The following is a 20782-nucleotide window of genomic DNA, read 5'->3' as shown; positions in this document are numbered from 1 at the left end:
TCAGTTCACGAAACGCAGCGAAGGCGGCTTCACGGGATCAGCGGATTTTGACCAATGGAGCCTGCAAGCGATCTGATGGTGATCATTGCCATGCTTATCCGCGTACTGAAGATGTCCTCAGAAAAAAGCCTGCTGATTTGAAAAGTAGTCTATCAGCCGGTTGCGCACCGCCTTTAGCTGCGGCGTCTCAATCGTATCGACATGATGGGCAACCCAGATCGGCACGGTCAAATGGGGCATCGCGTTGTCGAGCTTGATCAGCCGTTGCTCGTTGTCGCCCAGAAAACAAGGAAGCACAGCAATGCCACCATCCAGCACGGCCAGCTCGCGTAGCGTCAGAAAACTGTCACATGCTGTTGTAAGCTGATCGGTGGGAATTTCCTCGGCAATCCATTTTGCCGCGACCGAACGGGACAATGGCCCGGCAAGGCCGTGCCATTTTTGCGCCCGTTCATTCACGGCATAGGCCGCAAATCCCAGCTTTGCCACGGCAGTGCCGGCTAGATCCTCGGCAAGGTTTACCGATGGACGCACCACGATATGCGCTTGTTCACGGATCAGATCCAGATGTGTGTTGCTGCTCAGCAAGGTCACGCAAAAGCGCTGATTTTCTGCCGACAGCTGGGCGACGAAAGCCGGAAGCACCATCGCGCAGAGCGTATCGGTCGACGTGATCCTGACGGTCCCGGTCATCGCCTGGTGCCCACCACCAGCAAGGCGGCTGACCTCTTGCATGGCGGCCTCAGCGTTTTGGGCGGCCTGTATGACATGCGCGCGATCGGGCAACAGCCGATAGCCCTGCGCCGTCCGCTCAAAAACAGCGGTGCCGTGGCGTTCCTCAAATGCCGCAACATGGCGCAGCACTGTCGCATGGTTTACGCCCAACCGCTTGGCCGCTTGCAGGACCGATCCGGTTTCGGCAACGGTCAATATGTATCGCAGATCGTCCCAGTTCTCGTTGTGCATGAATCAGTACCCACTCGCGCATTTTTACGCACTGTTACCATATTTTCGAACAGCTACGCTTTGAGCAATCAGAATCTGAAAATTCAGCAAGGAGTTCGAGAATGCGAAAGTCAGTTATAGCCTGTCTTACGGTCGCGGCCCTGTCCGTTGGTGCCGTCGCAGGCGCAGATGGACATATCAGCGACAAACAAATCGCTGCGGCGGTCAAAGCGCGCCAGTCTCACATGCAGCTTTATTCATTCCACCTTACGACCCTTGGCGGGATGGCAAAGGGAGAAGTGCCCTATGATACCGAGGCCGCCGCTGCTGCTGCAAACAGCATTGTGGCTTTGACGGGTCTGGCCCAGTCGGGCTATTGGCTGCCGGGCAGCGATTCTGAAAGTATTGAGAACACCAAGGCGCTGCCAGCGATCTGGGCTGATGGCAGTGATGTAGGTGCCAAATCAGGGGCTCTTACAGATGCAGCATTGGCGATGCAAACCGCCGCCGCGACCGACCTTGATTCGTTAAAGGCCGCAATGGAGGGGCTTGGTGGGGCATGTGGCGCATGCCACAAGATGTATCGTCAGGCCAGCAACTAAGCCACAAACCAAATGACGCCGGATACCTGAGGCGTTTTGTCCTTGGGCCGCGCGGGGCGGAATGTGCCAAACTAGCAGCACCCGACCCAATATCCGAAGGCCGCGTCTGAACCTGTCCGCCTGATCTTTGTCAGGGCGAAAAAAAGACCGGACCAACGTCTGATGCAAAACCACGCTTGCTGAGCTATCGTTACAGCAGCGTGATTTTGCATTCACATGTCCGGTTCGAATATGCGTAATTTTCTGTCAAAATTTCTAAGGTCCGTTTTGGTATCGCTCCTTTTGGTGCTCTTTCCGGGGATCATCTGGTCGACCAGCGACGGTGTTCTGACATTTGGTGTCTCTTATGCCTTTGCCGAGTCAGGAAGCGGCAGCAGCGGCAGCGGCAGTAGCAACAGCGGCAGTGGCAACAGCGGAAGCGGCAGTAGCAACAGTGGCAGCGGCAGTAGCAACAGCGGTCATGATGAAGACGACGATGATGATCGGGATGGTGATGACAAAGATGACAAGGATCGCCGCCGGTCGGCGGAGCGTCTAGGGCCTTCGGCCAATATGCATCTGCGTTACAAGAACGGGTGGGACGAAAAAATTCTCAATGGGCGATACAGTCTGGTGGATCCCCAAGGACATAAAGTCGCCGACAGACCGGCCCGGACCAAGGACCTGAACCGCATGCGTGCTGCGGTCGGGCATTAGTCACTTCTCCGCCCAGGCCTTTTGTGCGATCAGCGCCGCCTCGACCCGGTTGCGCGCCTGCAGCTTGCTGAGAATAATTGTCATATAGTGTTTGACGGTCTTTTCCTGAATGCTCAGGTCCAGCCCGATTTCCTTGTTGCTTTTGCCAGTTGCAACCCCTTTGAGGATGTCTTCTTCGCGTTTGGTCAGATCATCAATCGGCTGACGCTCGGCAGGTTTGCCGTTCTGCATGATCCGCAACATCTGTGCTGCAAGACCGGGTGACACATGCGCTTCACCCGCAGCGATCCTTTTCAGGATGTTACGCAGTTCCGTGGCCGAGACACCCTTGAGCACATACCCGGTCGCGCCGGCCTGCATGGCCGCTGTCACGTCCTCGCTGTCTTCGGACACGGTCAGCATCGCGACAGCCCTGGCCGTGCCCGATTGAGAGATTTGTGCCGCCGCCGCAATGCCGCCCCCTGGCATGGACAGGTCCAGCAACGCGATGTCGGGGGTATGTTCAGCGGCCAATGCCACGGCATCGTCAGCGGAACTACCGACACCCACAACTTTAAAATCGCCGGTTTCTTCTATGCTGTGCACAAGGCCATCGCGAAAAATCGGATGATCGTCGGCGAGAATAATTCGGATCGTCATTGGGACATCTCCTCAAAAGGAAGGATGAGGGAAAGGGTCGAGCCTGCGCCGGGTCTCGCATTGATCACAAACTGTCCGCCGATGCTCTCGGCGCGATCCCTAAGCCCAAAAAGACCCTGACCGCCATCCGAGCGCAGATGCCTCGATTGTGCGGGATCAAAGCCCTGACCGGTATCGGCAACAGTAATCGTCAGTGACTGGTCGTGGAATGAGGCGGTGACACTCACCTTGTCGACCTTGGCGTGGCGGCTCACATTGGACAGCGTTTCCTGCAGAAAACGGAACACGCAGAGCTTTTGCGCATAGTTTAGCGGCAGATCCGGCCTCACAGAAATGTCCACAGTGATCACCAGCCCGGTTTGCCGGTGATGGTCATTCACCGCGCGGTCAATCAATGCGCCGATCTCAAGACTGTCGAGGTCAGGCAGCGCCAGCCCTCTTGAAATGATGCGCAATTCGTCCAGCGCCTTGTCCAGCGACTCGCGGACCAATACGACATCTTTGGACGCGGACCGCCGGCCATCAAGTGCCCCGTCCAACCGCAAAGAAGCCAGCGAAAGGTACTGTGCGGGCCCGTCGTGCAAATCGGACCCAATCGTGCGGATTGCCCGTTCAGTCTGAGCGGTGGCGCGCGAAGAAGCCGCCACAACCCTTTGTCGCAGACTGGCATTCTGGGCTGAGATTTTTTCGGTCTTGGCCAGTTGTTCAGTGAGCGCCTGCCGCTGGTGCCTGATGGTATGGCCGCCCGCCTGAACGATCCAGAACAACAACAGCCCACTGGCCACAAAGGCCCCGCCCACAACCAGCCAGCTTGTCTGGCGCGCGCTTCTGATATCGGCGGCCAGATGTTCGGCGCTTTCATAGAATTCCGCCACCGCAATGACCTTGCCGGTCCAGACCTGCCGAATGGGGCTGTAAACCTCCAGCAGGGGCACGCCCAACTCGGCCTCGGCCTCGTCTTCAAGATCGTTGAGGTCCTCAAAAGTCGAGGCAAGTTCGCCATTCCATGCCTGCTTCAGCGCGTCGGTGGGTTCGAATTCCTGGCCGATGAGTGCCGGATCAGACGCATGGACAATGCGTCCTCCGTCCAGCCAGATTTTATACGAAACCACACGTTCGCCCAAGGCTGTCCCGTCAAATATTTCTTCCAATGCCTGTCTTGCCGGTGGCGACAGCGTATCGGTTTCCGCCAGTTCCTGGCTCAGCGGCGAGATAAAGCTTTCCATAAACAGCGCGGCAGACGTTGCGGAGTTCTGAACAACTGCATCCTCGATGCGCTGGGATATCCAGTTGCCGACAAAGATCATAGCGCCGACCATCACGATGGCACCGGCCAATAGAAACTGGCCCGGCAGGGTGAGGTCGCGCCAGTGAACCGCATCGGCGAATCTTTCCATACAAAATGTCTAGCATCGGATGTCAGACAAACACACCGACTTTGGTCTGAAATCCATCAATGAAGATGGGTCAGAAATTGTCTGTTGTCCTTATTGCGCAAGGCTTTGGCGGGCTGATTGGGGTGAGCCGAATGAAGTCCAATGACATGGCTATTCGACAATTCAGCCCCGTCATGCGGTGCGTTTGCTGCCGCTGCCAACTGCACTTACCGCATGATGAAAGGATCAGGGATCGGATCGTCGCTGGTGCGCAGCCAGACCGCTTTTGTTTTGGTATAATCAAGCGCGGCACGCAAGCCGCCCTCGCGTCCATGTCCGCTAAGACCATGACCGCCAAAAGGTACGATCGGGCTGACGGCGCGGTAGGTGTTCACCCAGACGATGCCAGCACGAATGCCCCGGATCATCCTGTGCGCCCGCGCCAGATCTCGCGTGAACACCCCGGATGCCAAACCAAAGGCAGTGTCATTGGCGATATCCAACGCCTCTTGTTCCGTGTCAAAGCCCAGAACGGATAGGACCGGCCCAAAAAATTCATTGGTAAGGCACGGCGCATTCGGCGCATCGGAACAATCAATGATCGTGGGTGGAAAGAAAATGCCCTCCCGATCCAATGCCCGCCCGCCGGTGATAATGCGGGCACCCGCCGCCACAGATTTTTCAATCAGCTTAACCGCGTTGTCACGTTGCCCTGTGGTGCACAGGGGCCCCACTTCGGTCGCCATATCGTCGGGCAGGCCAATCACGATGGCTTCGGCTTTTTCCTTCAACCTTGCCAAAAATGCGTCTTTGATCGTGTTCGAGATGATCAGCCGTGATCCGGCAACGCAGCTTTGGCCGGAGGCCGCAAAAATACCGGAAACCTGCGCGTTCACGGCGCTTTCGATATCCGCGTCCTCAAAAACGATGAAAGGCGACTTACCGCCGAGTTCCAGCGAGGTGGACGCCAGATTTTCTGCGGAATTGCGCACAACCTGTCGTGCCGTTTCGGGGCCGCCGGTAAAGGCCACGTGATCCACCTGCGGATGACTGGTCAGGACCGCACCACACGTGGCCCCAAAACCGGTGATCACATTCAGAACACCCGCAGGGAATCCTGCCTGATCAAAAATCCGGGCGAATTCCAGCATCGGTGCCGGGCCGTCTTCTGAGGCTTTCAACACCACAGTGCAGCCCGCCGCCAATGCCGGACCGATCTTGACTGCGGACAGAAACAATTGCGAATTCCACGGTACAATGGCGGCGACAACGCCGATGGGTTCGCGGCGCAACCAGACCTCCATGTCCGGTTTGTCGATGGGCAGGTGCGCGCCTTCGATCTTGTCAGCGAGACCGGCATAATAGCGGTAATAATCGGCGACATAAGCTATCTGAGCCGAGGTCTCGCGGATAATCTTGCCGGTATCGCGAGTTTCAAGCTGGGCCAGAGTCTGGGCATTCTCAGCAATCAGATCGGCCAGCCGGATCAACAGTTTACCGCGCCCGGAGGCGGTCATGCCTGACCATTCCGCAACATGAAATGCCGCGCGCGCGGCTGCGACAGCATGCTCTACATCCTTGGCGCGCGCTTCGGGCATCATCGCCCAGACCTGTCCGGTCGCAGGATCACGGCTTTCAAAGCGGGCTGATCCGTCGCTGAATGTGCCGCCGATGTATTGCTGGAATTGCTGCATGGTCTCTCTTTCAGGCAAAAGCTGGCATGACGTCTTTGATGAACCTCTCAAGCGATGCTTTTTTGCGTTCAAAGCTCATACCGCTGTCGATCCAGAACGAATATTCATCATAACCGAGGTCTTCGTAAGTCTTGATCCGCGCAATCGCGTCTTGCGGTATGGCAATTACGTTGTCGCGCAGCATGGCCTCGGCTGAATAGAAAGGATGGGCTGCAATGTCGTCGTCTGTCAGAGCCTCAATTGCGCCTTGGGACACCGCGCGTTCGTTCTTGAACCACGCCCCAAAGTAGCAATAAAACCTGTTGATTTCCTCTGCTGCCAGCTGGGCGTCCGCCGCATCGGCAGCAATGTAGGTATGATTAAGCAACATGATCTCGGGGCGCGGCACATCGGGAAATTTTGCGCAGGCTGCGTTGAATGTATCCATCAATTTGATGATCTCAGCGTCGCCCATCCACAGTGGTGTCACCTGCACATGGCATCCATTTGAAATGGCGAATTCGTGGCTGTTGGGATCACGCGCCGCGATCCAGATGGGCGGCCCCGCTTCTTGGCTGGGTTTGGGCGACGACGTGGTCGAGGGGAACGTATGAAAGGTGCCGTTCTGGGCGTAATCGCCTTTCCAAAGCCCTTGCACAGCAGGCACCAATTCGCGCATCCGCTGACCGGCTTCCCAGGCATCCATGCCGGGGACCATGCGTTCATATTCGTAATTATAGGCACCACGTGCGATCCCCAGATCGAGGCGGCCATTGACGATCATGTCAGTCATCGCGGCCTCGCCTGCCAGCCGGATCGGATGCCAGAACGGCGCGATCACGGTGCCTGTCCCAAGGCGGACGTTTTTGGTCTGCCGCGCCAGATCAATGAGGTTGAGGAAGGGGTTCGGCGCGATGGTGAAATCCATTCCGTGATGTTCCCCGGTCCAGACTGCGTGCATGCCACCTGCGTCGGCAATTTTGGCCAAAGCAACGAAGTCATCATAAAGCTGTTTCTGATCCTGCTCCGGCGACAACCGTTCCATGTGAACGAAAAGCGAAAACCGCATGTGATTACCTTTCTTGCTTGATGGCGCGTACTTCGCCGCTTTTTTGGTCGCCATAGTAGATGCCGTAATTGCCGATGCGGCTTTCCGATGAAAACCGTTCCAGCATGGTCAGAATGGCAGGGTCCGATACATCATCCAAAGAGGAACCAGTCAGGGGTACAAATGTGCCCTGCGCCGGGGCACCAGCGGCGGTCTGGCACAAAAAGCAGATATGCTGTCGCTTGCGGCCGACATCCTCAAAAACCGAATAGACAAATCCCGGTTGGGCCTGCAGTCCGGTTGACTCAATCAACGCCTTGAGGGTGGCAGATGCCCCCCCTGCTTCAACCAGTTTCTCTGGCAAAGTCAGGCCACCATGCCCATCGTCGACCAACAACACAGCGCCATCCCGTTCAATCAAGGCGGAAACGATCAGATTGGTGTTTGCGTCAAGCGCTTCTGCCGCCGAAGACGGTGTCACATAAGCGCCCCGTGCATAGCCCAAACCGGGGGTTGCGGTGCTGTCAAGCGCGACAACCGTGCCAATCAATATGATATGGTCGCCTGCCTCAACCGTTTTATGCATTGCGCAATCAAACCATGCCGACACGCCGTCAAGGATCGGCGATCCCTTTGGCCCCATGCGCCAGCCTACATTGGCAAAACGATCTTCAATCGGGCGTGCGAAGGTGTTGGATACATCGATCTGGGTTTCGGCCAAGATGTTGACGGCAAATCCGTCTGCGTTGGTCAACGCGTTGTAGTTGCGCGATGAGTTTGCCAAACACACCAGAACCATCGGTGGATCCAATGAGACCGACGTGAACGAATTCGCGGTAAACCCCAAAGGGGCACCGCTTTGGTCAATTGCAGTAACCACAGTGACACCCGTCATAAACGTACCGAATGCCGTGCGGAGCGCGCGGGGGTCGGGCGGGCGGAGGGCGGGTGTTGTCATGGGCCTGCCTTTGCGAATTCAGGTTGCTTGAGCCATGCCAGCACATGCGCATTTACCTGTACCGCGGCAGTGAGATTGACCATATGCCTGTGGCCCGGGATCACGACGCAATGCCCTTTCAGGACTTCATCGCTCATTGCCTGCGACATGGCAGGGGTGGAATTCTGGTCTTTGTCGCCTGTCAGCGCCAGAAACGGACAGGCGATAGACGACAACTGTGTCGCATAGGTTGCATCGCCATGCGCAAACGCGGAGTACGCGGTTCCATATCCCTTGACGTCCACAGCCCCGAGCCAGCCTGCAACCAGCGCACGGGCAGCGCGATCGGCGGCAGTGTCGTCAAACCAGCGTGCCAGCGGGGTTTCCAGATCAATCTGACCCCTGCGTATCTCTGCCGCCCGTGATTTAACCGCAGCACTTGCAGTTGCATCCCGGCGATAAACCCCATTGAGCAACGCAACCCGTCGCAGCATATCGGGATGTTGAGTGGCATACCCCACCGCGATCAGAGCGCCCATCGAGTGGCCCGCCAGATTGACCGGCCCAAGGTTCAGTGTGCTGATCACATCTTCACACCATCTGACAAAATCAGGCAGTTGGCTGCCGTCGGGCAGAGGGTCACTTCCGCCGTGCCCAGGTAAATCGGGCGCGATGACATGATATGCCCCTTCCAGCGCTGCAATCTGTGGGGCCCATGCGGCCGACTGCATCCCAACCCCGTGCAGCAGGATCAGTGGTTCGCCGGACCCTTGGTCTTGGAACGCAACGCGGTGCCCGGACTTAGACAGCCGCAGGATTTTCGGCGTCATGGCCAAGCTCCTTGAGATCTTGATAGCGGTCGCCAATCCGGTGATGCGGACGCCCGCCGATGGATGCACCCAGTGCGATCAGGATCTCATCTGCGGCAGGGGCATCGGCAACGCAGGTCTGGATCGTCAGGTAATGTGAGCGTCGCCCCGCATCGTTTTTGTCCATCAACGGGATCATCAGCGGCGCGTTGGCCGGACCGCGCGTGTTGCAAAACGACAGATAGGATTTGGCACCAACAGCGTTGCGGTAGTGATTTCCGAAATGCAGGGTGTGAATGAGCGCGGATGCATGTTCAACCTCGCCGTTCAGCCCGACAATTGCCGCCTTGCCATACCCTTCGACTTTGTCGCCACCGCCAGCCGCCTTAAGGATCATTTCTGTCAAAAGTGCGCCCAGCCCCGACGCGCAATCACGAATGGCCGGGGCAAGGTCTTCGACAAAACCCAGGCCGGCCCAGGGGTTTTTGATAACGGCCATCGCCGCGATGAGCTTGAGCGGCGTTTGCGCCTTTTTTCCGCCTTCTATGAACGTGGTTTCGACATGGATGAGTGTCTTGCGGATGTCTGCGGGCACAGCGGGGTTCCTTGGTCAGATGAGTCGCTGAGGAATATGGTATACCATACGATCGTATGTCAATCATACTTGATGCGAAAGAAGGGGGGTGGTAGTGAGTGCAGCATGAACACTCCCAAACCCGTTCTATCTAAAATCGAACAAGCGCCGCAGACCCTGCGCGATATTGTACAGGACCGCATGCGCACGGCGATCATCGAGGGGCATTTCGCCCCCGGCGAACGGTTGGTGGAACGTCCTTTGTGTGACCAGCTGGGTGTCAGTCGCACCGTCATCCGCGAAACCATCCGCTATCTCGAAGCGGAGGGCCTTGTTGATATCCTGCCCAACCGAGGCCCGATCGTTGCCAAACTGAACTGGGATCAGGCGCGGCAAATTTATGACATTCGCAGGCAACTCGAGGGCGCTGCTGCTGCCCATTGCGCCGAAAACCATGGGCCAAATTTCCCCAAGCGCCTGAAAAAGGCACTCTCTGATCTGAGCGCGCGGATGAACGATTCCGAATGGATTGGGGTTATGAGTGCCACAACCCGGTTTTATCAGGTCATTTTCGAAGAAGCAGGTCACACAATCGCATGGGACATCGTGCAGCGCCTGAATGGGCGGATCAGCCGTTTGCGTGTGCTCACCCTGTCTGCACCAGACAGAACCAGCCCCGGCATCAGCCATATGACCGCAATCAGCGACGCAATTCTCAGCCGCGACGCAACGGCGGCGAATATGGCGGTTCAGGCGCATATCGCCGATGCATCAGCCATTGCACGACGGTTCCTGTCGGACGAAAAAGAGGTGGGGTCAGGCAGTGCCTAAAGGATATTGGATCGCTTTTGTCACTGTGACGGACCCCGATGCCTATGCGGGGTATCAACATCACGCCCCAGCGGCTTTTGCCAAATACGGTGCGCGGTTTCTGGCCCGTGGCGGCGATGCGGCAACGCTTGAAGGGGAGGTATGGCAACGCCATGTCGTGATCGAATTTGACAGCAAGGAACAAGCTGTGGCGTGCTACAATTCGCCTGAATACCAATCCGCGCGCCACCACAGATCCAATGCCTGCAACGCCAATATTGTGATCGTTGAAGGCGTGGTGCCAGCCTGATGCAGAATGCCCCCCATCATGACAGGACTGAAAAATGAGCATATTTGACGAAGATTTGTTCCTCAAAGGTTTGGAACAACGCAAAGCGACCCTGGGCGCGGCTTATGTGGAAAAGAACCTTGCCGCCGCCGATGACTTTTCCCAACCGTTCCAAGAGGCCATGACCGCATGGTGCTGGGGGTTTGGATGGGGTGACGACGCGATTGATGCCAAGACACGCTCAATGATGAACCTCGCGATGATCGGGGCCTTGGGCAAAATGGCTGAGTGGGAACTGCATTGTCGTGGTGCCATCAACAACGGTGTCAGCAAGGAAGAAATCCGGGCGATCATTCATGTGATCGCAATATACTGCGGGGTCCCACAGGGGCTTGAATGCTTCCGTGCGGCGCGAAAGGTGATTGACCCCGACTGATCGGGGAGCGTCAGAATATGTCTAGGCGCACCTCGGTGTGAGGGGGCCTAGACGCAGGTTCAGCCATGCCTCAGTCACGCGGCCTGAAAGGCTATGCGCCCGTCGCAGATGGTGTAACGCGCGGTTGCGTCGGTGATCCGCTCGGGTGCCAGCGTAGTCAGATCGTAGCTCATCACCACCACATCGGCCATCATGCCCGGTGCCAGTTTGCCCTTTCGGTCCTCGTTAAACTCTACCCAGGCATTGCCAGCGGTATAGCTATAAAGCGTGTCCATCAGGGTTTGGGTTTGATCCGTCCATTCTGGCCCCATGTCCAGCGGTGCAATCGCAGCCTTGATGTTGGTCATGACCTCGACCCCGATCACCGGCCAGTCAGTCGAGAATATCACCGGTGCCCCGGTCGCGCGAATTTGTTGCCAGGGGTAGGAGCCCGCGATCTGATGGTCGTGAATGAATTTCGGCACGCCCTCTGGTTGGAAAATGCCGCCAAAGGGCGCGTGACCCGGCTGGATTGATGCGACCGCGCCCAGGGCCGCGATGCGCGGAATATCGTCAGGATGCATGCATTCCAGATGTTCTATGCGATGACGGCTGTCACGGGCACCGTTGATGTTGCGCGCCTGCTCAAGGCCGTCCAGTGTGCGGCGGATGCCGCCGTCGCCGATCGCATGCACAACGATCTGCAGGCCCATTGCGTCAATCGCGGTACAGGCCTTATTGAAATGATCTGCCTCAAAAACCGGGTCGCCGTAATTGTCGTCGGTGCCGGGGTAGGGTTGCAGCATCAGCGCGGTGCGCCCCTCAATCACCCCGTCGATGAACATTTTGACATAGCCAGACGACACCATATCACCTTTGTAGGTTTTGGACATTTCGGCGGCCTCTGACAGGCGGCTGAGCGGATCATGGCTTTTCAGATGAAACGGCACGGATACGCGGCAGTTGAGCGTGCCTTCGGCTTCCATCTCGCTTAGCAATTCAAGCTGGTAGAAATTGCCGTCCATGCAGTGCAGACCGGTGATGCCTTGGGCGGCACAATGCGCAATGCCTTTGGCCAGGACGGCCTTGTCCTTGGCGCGCTCTTCGGGCGTGGGCGCGGGCTCTGGGTCAGTGCCGCCGACCAATCCTGCCAAATCTCGGCCAGCGTGGCGCGTCAGTTTCAGGATCGGGCCAAAGGCACTGAATTCCCGCAACTCGCCCGTGGCCATGCCATCCTCGCCCATCACGATCACGGAGCCCGCATCGGTTTCACCGCCGTGCAGGATACCGGCAAGATCCAGAGCGGCGGTATTGGCCCAGACCGTGTGATGATCGGGCGCAAACATGGCAAAGGGGCGGTCGGCGCAGGCGATGTCCAATTCCTGCCGGGTTGGCGTTTTGTCATCATGCAGGATCGCGTAGTCGGCCTGCACGGCAAAGACCAATGCATCGTTAGGGTTGGCCGCAGCATAGGGCGCGATCGCGGATTTGAGCGGTTCCAGCCCCTGAACCCCATTCAGATCGAGGCATGAAAGCTCGACAGAGCCGCCGAACAGATGCACATGGCTGTCAATAAATCCGGGCAAGACGGTCCCACCTGCGGCATCGATCTCACGTGTTTCCGGCCCGGCCACCCCCCTGATCGCGTCATCATTGCCGACGTGCGAAATGGTGCCGCCGGTGATGGCAAGCGCTGTGGCACCTGTAGTGGTCGCATCAAAGCTAATAAGCGCACCGTTCACGATAATAAGATCAGGGACAGGCATATGAGTGCTTTCGAAAAGGGCGCAGACTTGATCTGGTTTGCCATGAATGCTGCTGAACCTGCAAAGCATTTGGCGTTTCCAATCACGCAGGTCAAATCGATGGCGTACCGGCAAACCAATGCGGGCGCGGCACCGCAAACTGGCTCATGCGTTTGTCTGATGATCTCGAGGCGCGGTAGGGGGCATGACGATCACGTCCCCCACATCGCTATTTCAAAGCTTCCGGCAAGAAGAGCGCAATCTGCGGGAAGGCAATCAATGCCATTGCCATCGCGAGCATGGTGATCACGTAAGGGATGGTGCCAAGCATCACTTCGCTCAGCGTCCCGGATTTGCGCGCCGCCTGAACCACATAGAGGTTCAGACCAACGGGCGGGGTGATCAGCGCCATTTCAATCAGCACAATCATCAGGATGCCAAACCAGATCGGATCGTAGCCCTGCGCGACAACCAGCGGCACGATGATCGGAATGGTTACAACCATCAGTGACAATGTTTCGATGAAGAAACCCAGCACGATGTAGATAACCACCACCACCATGATGGTGCCAAGTGGCGACAGGCCCATGCCATTCAGGAAGGCAGTCAGTTCGCGGCCCAATCCTGCAGATGCGAGGGTAAAGTTCAGGAACGATGCCCCAATGACAATGAGCATGATCATCGAGGTGATTTTAACCGTGCCAATGACCGATTGCGCCATCATGTCGCGAGATACGCCGCCAAAGGCGAAGGCGATGGCCAGTGCCCCCGCGACACCCACGGCGGCGGCCTCGGTCGGGGTCGCCCAGCCGCGATAGATGGAGCCGACGATAAGGGCGAAAAGAACAATGATCGGCAGCAGATCAACCAACGCGCGCAGCATTTGCACAAAGGGGAACGTGCGGCGGGTGCCGCCCAACTCGGGCCGCACAATACAGATGATTGCGGTAATCACCATAAAGCCGACGGCAAGCCCCAGACCGGGCAGGAGACCGGCAAGGAAAAGTTGCGGGATCGAGGATTGCGTGAGGAAGCCATAGACAATCAGGTTGATGGACGGTGGGATCATGATGCCCAACGTGCCACCGGCGGCAATTGCCCCTGAGAAAAGTTTGGGATCATAGCCCAGTTTTTCCGCCTGCGGCATCGCCACAGTGGCCACGGTAGCTGCTGTGGCGACCGAAGACCCGGAGGTTGCCGAAAACATTGTCGCGGTTGCGATGTTGGCGTGGACCAGACCACCGGGCAACCACGATACCCAACGGTCAAGCGCTGCATAGGTGCGGGTCGCCACACCACTGCGCACAAGGATTTCACCAAGCAGCACAAAGAACGGAATGGCGATCAGGGTGGCGCTGTTCGACGCGGACCAGACCATATTGCCCAGACCTTTGCTAAGCGGAAACGAAGAGAAGAACGTATCCACACCAAACCCGAGCAGGAACAACACGATGCCCACCGGGATTGACAGGGCAAGAAGACCCAAAAGGCCAGCTGCGACAAAGGGGATCATTGCAATGTGTCCTGTTCTGCAAACGCACCGACAAAGGTTTCGGTCTCTGCGTAGCGGCGTTTGATGATGAGGCTCAGGGCGGCAATAGTGACGCAGGCCGACATGATCGCAAACCACAACCAGCCAGCAAACCAAGGCAGCTGCACCCATGCAAGCGGTGTTTCAAGCGGTGTATTGGCACGCGAGCCGTTGGTCAGCGAGCGTTCCACCACGGGCCATGATTTCAGTGCGATCATTGCGATCACCCCGGTCATCACAACCATTGCAAACAGATCAAAGAGAGCGCGGCCAAAGGTTTCAACCCGCCCACGCAGCAGATCGATGCGCACATGGCCTAGCTCCAAGAGGGTGAAACTCATCCCCCATGACGTCGCCAGCGCCATGACATATCCGCTGATTTCATCCGTGCCACCGAAGGGGGTCCCGATCTGTCGCAAGACGATGTCAGCGAGGATGAACGCCGCGCAAAGCAAAAGCATTGCCCCGACAATCATCGCCACCTTTCTGTTCAGACGCTTGAGCGTCTCAATCATCGCAAGTTCCATATCAGGTCCCCCTTTGGCAGGATGCGCTTATTCGATCGTGACGCCGACGGTTTGACCCACAGACGCATTCCAGCGTGCCGCCCAATCACCGCCCGCACGTTCGGCCCATTCCGGCAACACTTCGCTGGTCAGAATGTCACGTGCCTTGGTGAAATCGGCATCCGACGCCTCAACCAGCACCATGGAGCGCGCGTCACCCGACGGGCAATCGCCGTTGCCGGTCAGGCAGGCCACATCATTGGTCAACGCATCTTGTGCGCTGGCCCATGCCGGGTCTTCGAATTCGGCTTTGACCTGGGTTTGGATGATTTCCTGGGTGCCTGCATCAAGACCATTCCAGCGGTCCATGTTCATGGCCGTTACAACCGGGTCCCAGCCGCCCAGAGGCAGGGGCATCAGATGCGTGGACACTTCCCACCAGCCCGCGCTGTAGCCTGATCCGGCACCGGTCACGGCGCAGTCAACCACACCGTTTTGCAAGGCACCCGGCACCTCCGAGAAGGACACGTTGACGCCCTCGGCACCCAAGGCTTCAAGAAGTTTCGCGGTCATCCGGCCAGAGGCGCGCACCTTGAGACCTTTGAGATCATCCAGGCCAGCGATCTCGGCGTTGCAAAAGACGACCTGCGGTGGATAAGGAGCAACCGCGAGGACCTTGCTGTTGAACCGGTCGCGGTAAATGTCATCGACCATCGGGCGGGCGGCATCAACCATTGCGCGTGCCTCGTCCGCTGTCAGCGCCAGAAGGGGCACGTCCAGCCCTTCAAGTTCGGGAGCATCGGCCACCGCATAATCCGCCACGGTCATGGCGACGTCATAAACACCCTGGCCAAGCAATGGATAAACATCGCCCAAACCCAGACCCATCTGATTGTGCGTGGTCAGTTCCACAGTGATCTTGCCATCTGACGCGGCGGGCAGAGTGGTGGACCAGAATGGGGCCTCGTATTCATTGTGCAACGGCAAGCTGGACCAGCTGCCGACAACGGACAAAGTTTCCTGTGCCATCAAAGGTGTGGCAAGGGCGGTGGTTGCGGCCAATAGGGCCAAAGTCTTTTTCATCGGTCTCTCCTGTTAGGGCTTTAGGTTGGTTTCAGAATTGTTGTTTCTGCGTCTTCGGCTACGTCCGCGATCAGCATATGACCGGGCGCATGGGTGATGCAAAGCGGCAGGTTCGCCGCCAGCAGTACATTCTGCGGCGTAACCCCGCAGGCCCAATAGACCGGCACTTCGCCGGGCAGGACCTCAACCGGATCGCCCCATTCGGGCTTCATCAGATCGGCGATGCCGAATTGCGCGGGGTCGCCGTGGCCCATTGGCGCACCATGCGCCTGCGGGAACGCACGGCTGATGCGGTAGGCGTCTTGAACGCGGTCTTTGGCAACCGGGCGCATGGTCACAACCATTTCGCCTGCAAATCGGCCAGCCGGCACCAGCGGGATGCTGGATTTGAACATTGGGACGGTTTGATCACGCTCAATATGGCGCACCGGGATGCCATTGGCGATCAGCGCATTTTCAAAGGTAAACGAACACCCAAGTGCGACCGTCACCAAGTCATCACGCCATAACGCTTTGATGTTCGTGACTTCATCTGCCAATTGCCCATCCCGAAAGATACGGTAGCGTGGCACGTCGGTACGAATGTCGATGTCATGACCGAGCGTCGGCATGAAAGCATCGCCAGTGTCGCTTATGCCCACAACCGGACAGGGTTTGGGGTTGCGCTGACAAAAGCGCAAGAAATCCAGTACATCACCCGCCGGGAGAATGGCGAGGTTGCACTGGAGTTTCCCTGCGGCCAACCCCGCAGTATGGCGTGCGTAACCATCGTGCCTGATTGCCTGACGGACCTCAGCCGCACTCTTGCGTGACAAATCTGAATGGCTTGGCGGTGATGCGGACATGGCAGACAGCTTTCGTTTGGTTAACAAAGCATGTCAGGGACAATCGATCATTTCAAATTATCATTATTGATAAGTTGTGATCCAGATAATCTATCACGCTTCTTACTCAATGGCCCATTTCAGCGCCACATCGCGAGCCATTTCGGCCCCGGTTTCAGACAGATAACTGCGCGGTTCTCCCAGATAGGATGCCGTAAATTCCAATGGTTGCGGGGTAAAGCCGGGATCAAATTCCTCAATCTCATTGGTGCGCAGCAGGTCACTGGCCAGGGTGCGAGGATAAGGGCCCACGGCCATCCCTGCGGCAATCATCCGCAGGCTCGCGGACAAGGATGCAGACGAATACACCCGCACCTGCGGCCCAATGCGGTGCGACAACTCTGATATCAACTCTTGGTAAGGCCGCGTTTGCCGCGCATATGAAATGACCGGAATATGGGCCAGATCTGTCTCGGGGTTCTTGGTTGATTTGTACCAATGCAGATCGAAACGGGGCAGGGCGATGTTCTGGACTGTAAATTCCGATATCGGCCCCATCAGGAACGCCAGATCAAGCTGTCGGTTCAACAGCCCCGATCGCAGGTTGCCAGAGATATCAACGGTAAGGTCGATGTTCACGCGCGGATAGGTGCCGCTGAAGGCTTGCAAAAACGCGGGCAACCATGCCTGTGCCACAGTTTCCGACGCGCCGATTCGGAACAGCCCCTCGGCCTCGGAGGGATTGGCAACGTGTTGTTTGATCTCCTCTTCGACAAACAGCATCTGTTCGGCATAGGTCAGTAATAATGTGCCCTGTTTGGTCAGGACCAAGGTGCCGGGCCCGCGTTCAAACAGTGTGACGCGCAATTCCTTTTCCAGATTTGCGATGCGGGTGGAAACGGCTGGCTGTGACAAATTCAACCGCTCGGATGCGCGGCGAAATCCTCCCAGACGTGCCACCCAGAGAAACGTGCGGATCTGATCAAACGTCATGCGCTGATCCCCGCGGCAGGTTCCAACGTACAGTGACGGACCACCTCAGCGATTTCCATCAATTGGGGGGCGAGCGGATTGGTCTTGCGCCAGATCATCCCGATTGTGCGCTGGGGTTGCGGATTGGAAAAGCGGGCGCAATCAACGGGCGCAGAGCGTGCTTCGACTGCCATTGCCATCTCGGGGATCATGGTCACGCCGATGCCAGCACCGACCATCTGAACCAGGGTCGCGAGCGACGAGCCGTCCAATCCGTCCCTTGGCAAGGCAGGTCCATGATTACAAAACGACAGCGCCTGATCGCGAAAACAATGGCCTTCTTCCAGCAGCAACAACCGCATCTCGCGCAGGGCCGTGGCACTGGGAACAGGTTTTCCGGCGTCATCCAAAGGTCGCACCAAAACGAAATTTTCGGTGAAAAGTGGCGTTTCGGTGAACGCAGGCTCCAGGATCGGCAGGGCAACGATAGCGGTATCGATTTCGCCCCGGTGTAACTCCTGAACCAACCGCGGGGTCAGGGTTTCGCGCACGTGCAGGTCGAGGGCCGGATTGCTGCGCGCCAGATCGCCTATCAGTGTAGGCAACAGATAGGGCGCGATGGTCGGGATCACCCCAAGTCGAAACCGACCCGAAAGCTGACCCTGGGCGGCGCGTGCGAAATCGCCCAATGCGTCAAACGCCTGTAGAATATCGCGTACGCGCAATGCGAAATCCCTGCCAAAGCTGGTCAGGCGCACCTGCCTTGGTCCCCGTTCAAAAAGTGCTGCACCCAATTCCGTTTCAAGGTCCTTAATCTGGACCGACAAGGCCGGTTGCGAGATTGAACATGTGGCCGCGGCGCGCCCGAAATGTCCCTGTTCTGCCAGCGCCTCGAAATATCTGAGCTGTTTGATGGTGAGGTTCGTCATAATTTGAAGTTATCACGATAATGCGTAAATCCAACTTAAAACTACTGCTGAGCTTTGCTATACTTGTGCGAAATCATAGATAATGGGAGAGCATCATGGACGGCAACGACATCGACACAGGCGGCAAATGCCCGGTAATGCACGGCGGATTCAAGAACACGTCGAATTCGGTCCGGTCCAATAAGGACTGGTGGCCAAATCAACTTAACCTCAAGATTTTGCACCAGAATTCACCGCTGGGTGACCCGATGGGCAAAGACTTTAATTATGCTGAAGAATTCAAAAAACTGGATCTGGATGCGCTCAAGGCGGACCTCGCCGCGCTGATGACAGATTCGCAGGATTGGTGGCCAGCAGACTATGGTCACTACGGTCCGATGTTTGTCCGCATGGCGTGGCATTCCGCAGGGACATACCGTACGGCAGATGGCCGTGGTGGTGCCACCTCTGGATCGCAGCGGTTTGCGCCTTTGAATTCATGGCCAGACAACGGCAATCTGGACAAGGCGCGTCGCCTGCTTTGGCCGATCAAACAGAAATATGGCAACCAGATTTCGTGGGCCGACCTGATGGTACTGACTGGCAATGTTGCAATGGAAACGATGGGGTTTAAAACCTTTGGCTTTGCTGGCGGTCGCGTGGACATCTGGGAACCCGAAGAAGATATTTATTGGGGCACCGAAGAAGAATGGCTGGCCACATCCGACAAACCGGGCAGTCGCTATTCCGGGGACCGTGAGCTGGAAAACCCGCTGGCTGCTGTTCAGATGGGCCTGATCTATGTGAACCCCGAAGGCCCTGACGGAAACCCCGACCCACAGCTGTCCGCAAATGACATTCGCGATACATTTGCGCGCATGGCGATGAACGACGAAGAAACTGTGGCCCTGACCGCTGGGGGGCACACCTTTGGCAAAGCGCATGGTGCGGGCGACCCGACGCTTGTCGGGTCAGAGCCCGAAGCGGCGTCGATCGAAGAGATGGGCCTTGGCTGGAAGAACGGTTTTGAAAGTGGCATCGGCGTGCACACAACCACGTCCGGGATTGAAGGCGCATGGACGCCAACGCCGACCACTTGGGACATGAGCTATTTCGATACGCTGATGAACAACGAATGGGAACTCACCAAGAGCCCCGCAGGTGCCAACCAGTGGAAGCCCGCCGGGGGTGCTTTGGCGCATGCTGTGCCGGATGCGGCGACAGGCGAAAAAATTCATGCGCCGATGATGACCACAGCAGATATGGCGATGAAGGTGGACCCGATTTATAACGCGATTTCAAAGGATTATCATGCGAACCCTGACAAGTTTGCGGATGCCTTTGCGCGTGCATGGTTCAAGCTGACCCACCGTGATATGGGGCCAAAGTCCTTGTATCTGGGCAAAGAAGTCCCTGCCGAGGAATTGATCTGGCAAGATCCCATTCCTGATTTGGATCATCCGCTGGTTGATGCAAGCGACATCGCTGATCTCAAGGGTAAAATCCTTGCCACTGGGGTGTCGATTTCCGAACTGGTGTCGACCGCTTGGGCGTCTGCTTCAACGTTCCGAGGGTCAGACAGACGGGGCGGTGCCAATGGCGCGCGCATCCGTCTGGCACCTCAAAAAGATTGGGATGTGAACGAGCCTGAAAAACTGTCCAAAGTGCTGGCAGCACTGGAAGGCGTGCAAGCAGAATTCAACGGTTCTGCTGCTGGCGGCAAGAAAGTATCATTGGCCGACCTGATCGTCTTGGGCGGCTGTACAGCTATCGAGAAAGCGGCGAAAGCGGCAGGTCACGATATCGATGTGCCCTTCTCGCCGGGACGCATGGACGCATCACAAGAGCAAACCGATGTGGAATCCTTCGACGTGCTGGAGCCTGAGGCAGATGGTTTCCGCAACTATCTGAAGGCCGGCTTTAGTGTGCCAACTGAAAAGCTTTTGATCGACCGGGCGCAGCTTTTGACACTGACCGCACCGGAAATGACGGTTTTGGTTGGCGGCATGCGTGCGCTGGGTGCCAACGCCGGGCAATCCAAAAATGGCATGTTCACAGATACGCCTGAGACACTGACCAATGATTTCTTTGTCAAAGTGTTAAGCATGGACACGGTATGGACGCCGACCGACGACAAAAAAGAGGTGTTTGAGGGCCGTGACCGCAAGTCTGGTGACCTTAAGTGGACCGCAAGCCGGGTTGATCTGGTTTTCGGATCAAATTCACAGTTGCGCGCCCTTGCCGAGGTGTATGCAAGCGACGATGCAAAGGAGAGATTTGTGCAGGATTTCGTGACCGCATGGACGAAGGTCATGAACGCAGATCGGTTTGATTTGGCCTAAACATCTGCGGCTGTCATAGGGCAACCGAGCAAGAATGAGGGCGGCGTTTCACGCGGGT

The 20782-nt window shown here is 57.2% G+C and carries 21 protein-coding genes; 6 read left to right on the top strand and 15 right to left on the bottom strand.

Annotation, left to right across the window (positions count from 1 at the left end; genetic code table 11):
* Window positions 1-117: 117 nt before the first annotated feature.
* Complete coding sequence (locus ACEWL3_RS18480; RefSeq protein ID WP_114877890.1) at window positions 118-966, bottom strand: LysR family transcriptional regulator; 849 nt, start codon at window positions 964-966, stop codon at window positions 118-120.
* Window positions 967-1067: 101 nt separating this feature from the next.
* Between ACEWL3_RS18480 and ACEWL3_RS18475 the strand changes: the two genes are divergently transcribed.
* Complete coding sequence (locus ACEWL3_RS18475; protein WP_386183520.1) at window positions 1068-1547, top strand: c-type cytochrome; 480 nt, start codon at window positions 1068-1070, stop codon at window positions 1545-1547.
* Between the two features lie 216 nt (window positions 1548-1763).
* On the top strand, window positions 1764-2243 hold the full coding sequence (locus tag ACEWL3_RS18470; protein ID WP_386183523.1) for a hypothetical protein: 480 nt from the start codon (window positions 1764-1766) through the stop codon (window positions 2241-2243).
* On the opposite strand, the gene ACEWL3_RS18465 is transcribed toward ACEWL3_RS18470, so the two are convergent.
* The 7 genes from ACEWL3_RS18465 to ACEWL3_RS18435 form a co-directional block, all read right to left on the bottom strand.
* Window positions 2244-2882 (bottom strand): response regulator, encoded by a 639-nt coding sequence (locus tag ACEWL3_RS18465; protein ID WP_386183525.1) that lies wholly within the window; start codon window positions 2880-2882, stop codon window positions 2244-2246.
* Window positions 2879-4279, bottom strand: coding sequence for a sensor histidine kinase (locus ACEWL3_RS18460; protein ID WP_386183528.1), 1401 nt, complete (start codon window positions 4277-4279; stop codon window positions 2879-2881). The genes ACEWL3_RS18465 and ACEWL3_RS18460 overlap by 4 nt, the downstream gene beginning before the upstream one ends.
* A gap of 206 nt (window positions 4280-4485) precedes the next feature.
* Complete coding sequence (locus ACEWL3_RS18455; RefSeq protein WP_386183530.1) at window positions 4486-5952, bottom strand: aldehyde dehydrogenase; 1467 nt, start codon at window positions 5950-5952, stop codon at window positions 4486-4488.
* A gap of 10 nt (window positions 5953-5962) precedes the next feature.
* Window positions 5963-7000 (bottom strand): LLM class flavin-dependent oxidoreductase, encoded by a 1038-nt coding sequence (locus ACEWL3_RS18450; RefSeq protein ID WP_386183532.1) that lies wholly within the window; start codon window positions 6998-7000, stop codon window positions 5963-5965.
* Window positions 7001-7004: 4 nt separating this feature from the next.
* A complete protein-coding gene (locus tag ACEWL3_RS18445; protein ID WP_386183535.1) occupies window positions 7005-7937 on the bottom strand; it encodes a flavin reductase in 933 nt (310 codons plus the stop codon).
* Window positions 7934-8746 carry an alpha/beta fold hydrolase gene (locus ACEWL3_RS18440; protein WP_386183538.1) on the bottom strand — a complete coding sequence of 271 codons (813 nt, stop codon included), beginning with the start codon at window positions 8744-8746 and terminating at the stop codon, window positions 7934-7936. Before ACEWL3_RS18440 ends, ACEWL3_RS18445 begins: the two co-directional genes overlap by 4 nt.
* The gene (locus tag ACEWL3_RS18435; protein ID WP_386183540.1) at window positions 8718-9320 is read right to left on the bottom strand and encodes an amino acid synthesis family protein; all 603 of its coding nucleotides are present in this window, start codon (window positions 9318-9320) and stop codon (window positions 8718-8720) included. The genes ACEWL3_RS18440 and ACEWL3_RS18435 overlap by 29 nt, the downstream gene beginning before the upstream one ends.
* A gap of 105 nt (window positions 9321-9425) precedes the next feature.
* Between ACEWL3_RS18435 and ACEWL3_RS18430 the strand changes: the two genes are divergently transcribed.
* The 3 genes from ACEWL3_RS18430 to ACEWL3_RS18420 are packed head-to-tail and all read left to right on the top strand — an operon-like array spanning window position 9426 to window position 10834.
* Window positions 9426-10130 (top strand): GntR family transcriptional regulator, encoded by a 705-nt coding sequence (locus ACEWL3_RS18430; protein ID WP_386183543.1) that lies wholly within the window; start codon window positions 9426-9428, stop codon window positions 10128-10130.
* Window positions 10123-10419 carry a DUF1330 domain-containing protein gene (locus ACEWL3_RS18425; RefSeq protein WP_386183546.1) on the top strand — a complete coding sequence of 99 codons (297 nt, stop codon included), beginning with the start codon at window positions 10123-10125 and terminating at the stop codon, window positions 10417-10419. The genes ACEWL3_RS18430 and ACEWL3_RS18425 overlap by 8 nt, the downstream gene beginning before the upstream one ends.
* Before the next feature lie 34 nt (window positions 10420-10453).
* Entirely contained in the window at window positions 10454-10834 is a 381-nt protein-coding gene (locus tag ACEWL3_RS18420; RefSeq protein WP_386183548.1) for a carboxymuconolactone decarboxylase family protein, read from the top strand.
* A 74-nt stretch (window positions 10835-10908) separates the two neighbouring features.
* Here ACEWL3_RS18420 and ACEWL3_RS18415 read toward each other — a convergent pair whose 3' ends face one another.
* From ACEWL3_RS18415 to ACEWL3_RS18385, 7 genes are all read right to left on the bottom strand, one after another.
* The gene (locus ACEWL3_RS18415; RefSeq protein ID WP_386183550.1) at window positions 10909-12579 is read right to left on the bottom strand and encodes an amidohydrolase; all 1671 of its coding nucleotides are present in this window, start codon (window positions 12577-12579) and stop codon (window positions 10909-10911) included.
* Between the two features lie 208 nt (window positions 12580-12787).
* Window positions 12788-14071 carry a TRAP transporter large permease gene (locus ACEWL3_RS18410; RefSeq protein ID WP_386183552.1) on the bottom strand — a complete coding sequence of 428 codons (1284 nt, stop codon included), beginning with the start codon at window positions 14069-14071 and terminating at the stop codon, window positions 12788-12790.
* Complete coding sequence (locus ACEWL3_RS18405) at window positions 14068-14616, bottom strand: TRAP transporter small permease subunit (protein WP_386183554.1); 549 nt, start codon at window positions 14614-14616, stop codon at window positions 14068-14070. Before ACEWL3_RS18405 ends, ACEWL3_RS18410 begins: the two co-directional genes overlap by 4 nt.
* 27 nt (window positions 14617-14643) lie before the next feature.
* A complete protein-coding gene (locus tag ACEWL3_RS18400; RefSeq protein ID WP_386183556.1) occupies window positions 14644-15678 on the bottom strand; it encodes a TRAP transporter substrate-binding protein in 1035 nt (344 codons plus the stop codon).
* A 20-nt stretch (window positions 15679-15698) separates the two neighbouring features.
* The gene (locus tag ACEWL3_RS18395) at window positions 15699-16523 is read right to left on the bottom strand and encodes a putative hydro-lyase (RefSeq protein ID WP_386183558.1); all 825 of its coding nucleotides are present in this window, start codon (window positions 16521-16523) and stop codon (window positions 15699-15701) included.
* Between the two features lie 102 nt (window positions 16524-16625).
* Entirely contained in the window at window positions 16626-17495 is an 870-nt protein-coding gene (locus ACEWL3_RS18390; protein WP_386183560.1) for a LysR family transcriptional regulator, read from the bottom strand.
* A complete protein-coding gene (locus ACEWL3_RS18385; protein WP_386183562.1) occupies window positions 17492-18403 on the bottom strand; it encodes a hydrogen peroxide-inducible genes activator in 912 nt (303 codons plus the stop codon). Before ACEWL3_RS18385 ends, ACEWL3_RS18390 begins: the two co-directional genes overlap by 4 nt.
* A 95-nt stretch (window positions 18404-18498) precedes the next feature.
* Here ACEWL3_RS18385 and katG point away from each other — a divergent pair, with 95 nt between their 5' ends.
* Complete coding sequence (katG, locus tag ACEWL3_RS18380) at window positions 18499-20724, top strand: catalase/peroxidase HPI (RefSeq protein ID WP_386183564.1); 2226 nt, start codon at window positions 18499-18501, stop codon at window positions 20722-20724.
* The last annotated feature ends 58 nt before the right edge of the window (window positions 20725-20782 follow it).

The organism is Sulfitobacter sediminivivens (genome assembly GCF_042611115.2).
GTDB lineage: Bacteria > Pseudomonadota > Alphaproteobacteria > Rhodobacterales > Rhodobacteraceae > Sulfitobacter > Sulfitobacter sediminivivens.
This window is presented reverse-complemented; position numbering and strand designations above follow the sequence as displayed.

Coding starts and splice junctions, on each gene's coding strand:
- ACEWL3_RS18470 (WP_386183523.1), top strand. CDS start 1,764: ATGTCCGGTTCGAATATGCGTAATTTTCTGTCAAAATTTCTAAGGTCC.
- ACEWL3_RS18465 (WP_386183525.1), bottom strand. CDS start 2,882: ATGACGATCCGAATTATTCTCGCCGACGATCATCCGATTTTTCGCGAT.
- ACEWL3_RS18430 (WP_386183543.1), top strand. CDS start 9,426: ATGAACACTCCCAAACCCGTTCTATCTAAAATCGAACAAGCGCCGCAG.
- ACEWL3_RS18440 (WP_386183538.1), bottom strand. CDS start 8,746: ATGACGCCGAAAATCCTGCGGCTGTCTAAGTCCGGGCACCGCGTTGCG.
- ACEWL3_RS18475 (WP_386183520.1), top strand. CDS start 1,068: ATGCGAAAGTCAGTTATAGCCTGTCTTACGGTCGCGGCCCTGTCCGTT.
- ACEWL3_RS18450 (WP_386183532.1), bottom strand. CDS start 7,000: ATGCGGTTTTCGCTTTTCGTTCACATGGAACGGTTGTCGCCGGAGCAG.
- ACEWL3_RS18400 (WP_386183556.1), bottom strand. CDS start 15,678: ATGAAAAAGACTTTGGCCCTATTGGCCGCAACCACCGCCCTTGCCACA.
- ACEWL3_RS18460 (WP_386183528.1), bottom strand. CDS start 4,279: ATGGAAAGATTCGCCGATGCGGTTCACTGGCGCGACCTCACCCTGCCG.
- ACEWL3_RS18395 (WP_386183558.1), bottom strand. CDS start 16,523: ATGTCCGCATCACCGCCAAGCCATTCAGATTTGTCACGCAAGAGTGCG.
- ACEWL3_RS18420 (WP_386183548.1), top strand. CDS start 10,454: ATGAGCATATTTGACGAAGATTTGTTCCTCAAAGGTTTGGAACAACGC.
- ACEWL3_RS18405 (WP_386183554.1), bottom strand. CDS start 14,616: ATGGAACTTGCGATGATTGAGACGCTCAAGCGTCTGAACAGAAAGGTG.
- ACEWL3_RS18385 (WP_386183562.1), bottom strand. CDS start 18,403: ATGACGAACCTCACCATCAAACAGCTCAGATATTTCGAGGCGCTGGCA.
- ACEWL3_RS18480 (WP_114877890.1), bottom strand. CDS start 966: ATGCACAACGAGAACTGGGACGATCTGCGATACATATTGACCGTTGCC.
- ACEWL3_RS18415 (WP_386183550.1), bottom strand. CDS start 12,579: ATGCCTGTCCCTGATCTTATTATCGTGAACGGTGCGCTTATTAGCTTT.
- ACEWL3_RS18410 (WP_386183552.1), bottom strand. CDS start 14,071: ATGATCCCCTTTGTCGCAGCTGGCCTTTTGGGTCTTCTTGCCCTGTCA.
- ACEWL3_RS18445 (WP_386183535.1), bottom strand. CDS start 7,937: ATGACAACACCCGCCCTCCGCCCGCCCGACCCCCGCGCGCTCCGCACG.
- ACEWL3_RS18390 (WP_386183560.1), bottom strand. CDS start 17,495: ATGACGTTTGATCAGATCCGCACGTTTCTCTGGGTGGCACGTCTGGGA.
- ACEWL3_RS18455 (WP_386183530.1), bottom strand. CDS start 5,952: ATGCAGCAATTCCAGCAATACATCGGCGGCACATTCAGCGACGGATCA.
- katG (WP_386183564.1), top strand. CDS start 18,499: ATGGACGGCAACGACATCGACACAGGCGGCAAATGCCCGGTAATGCAC.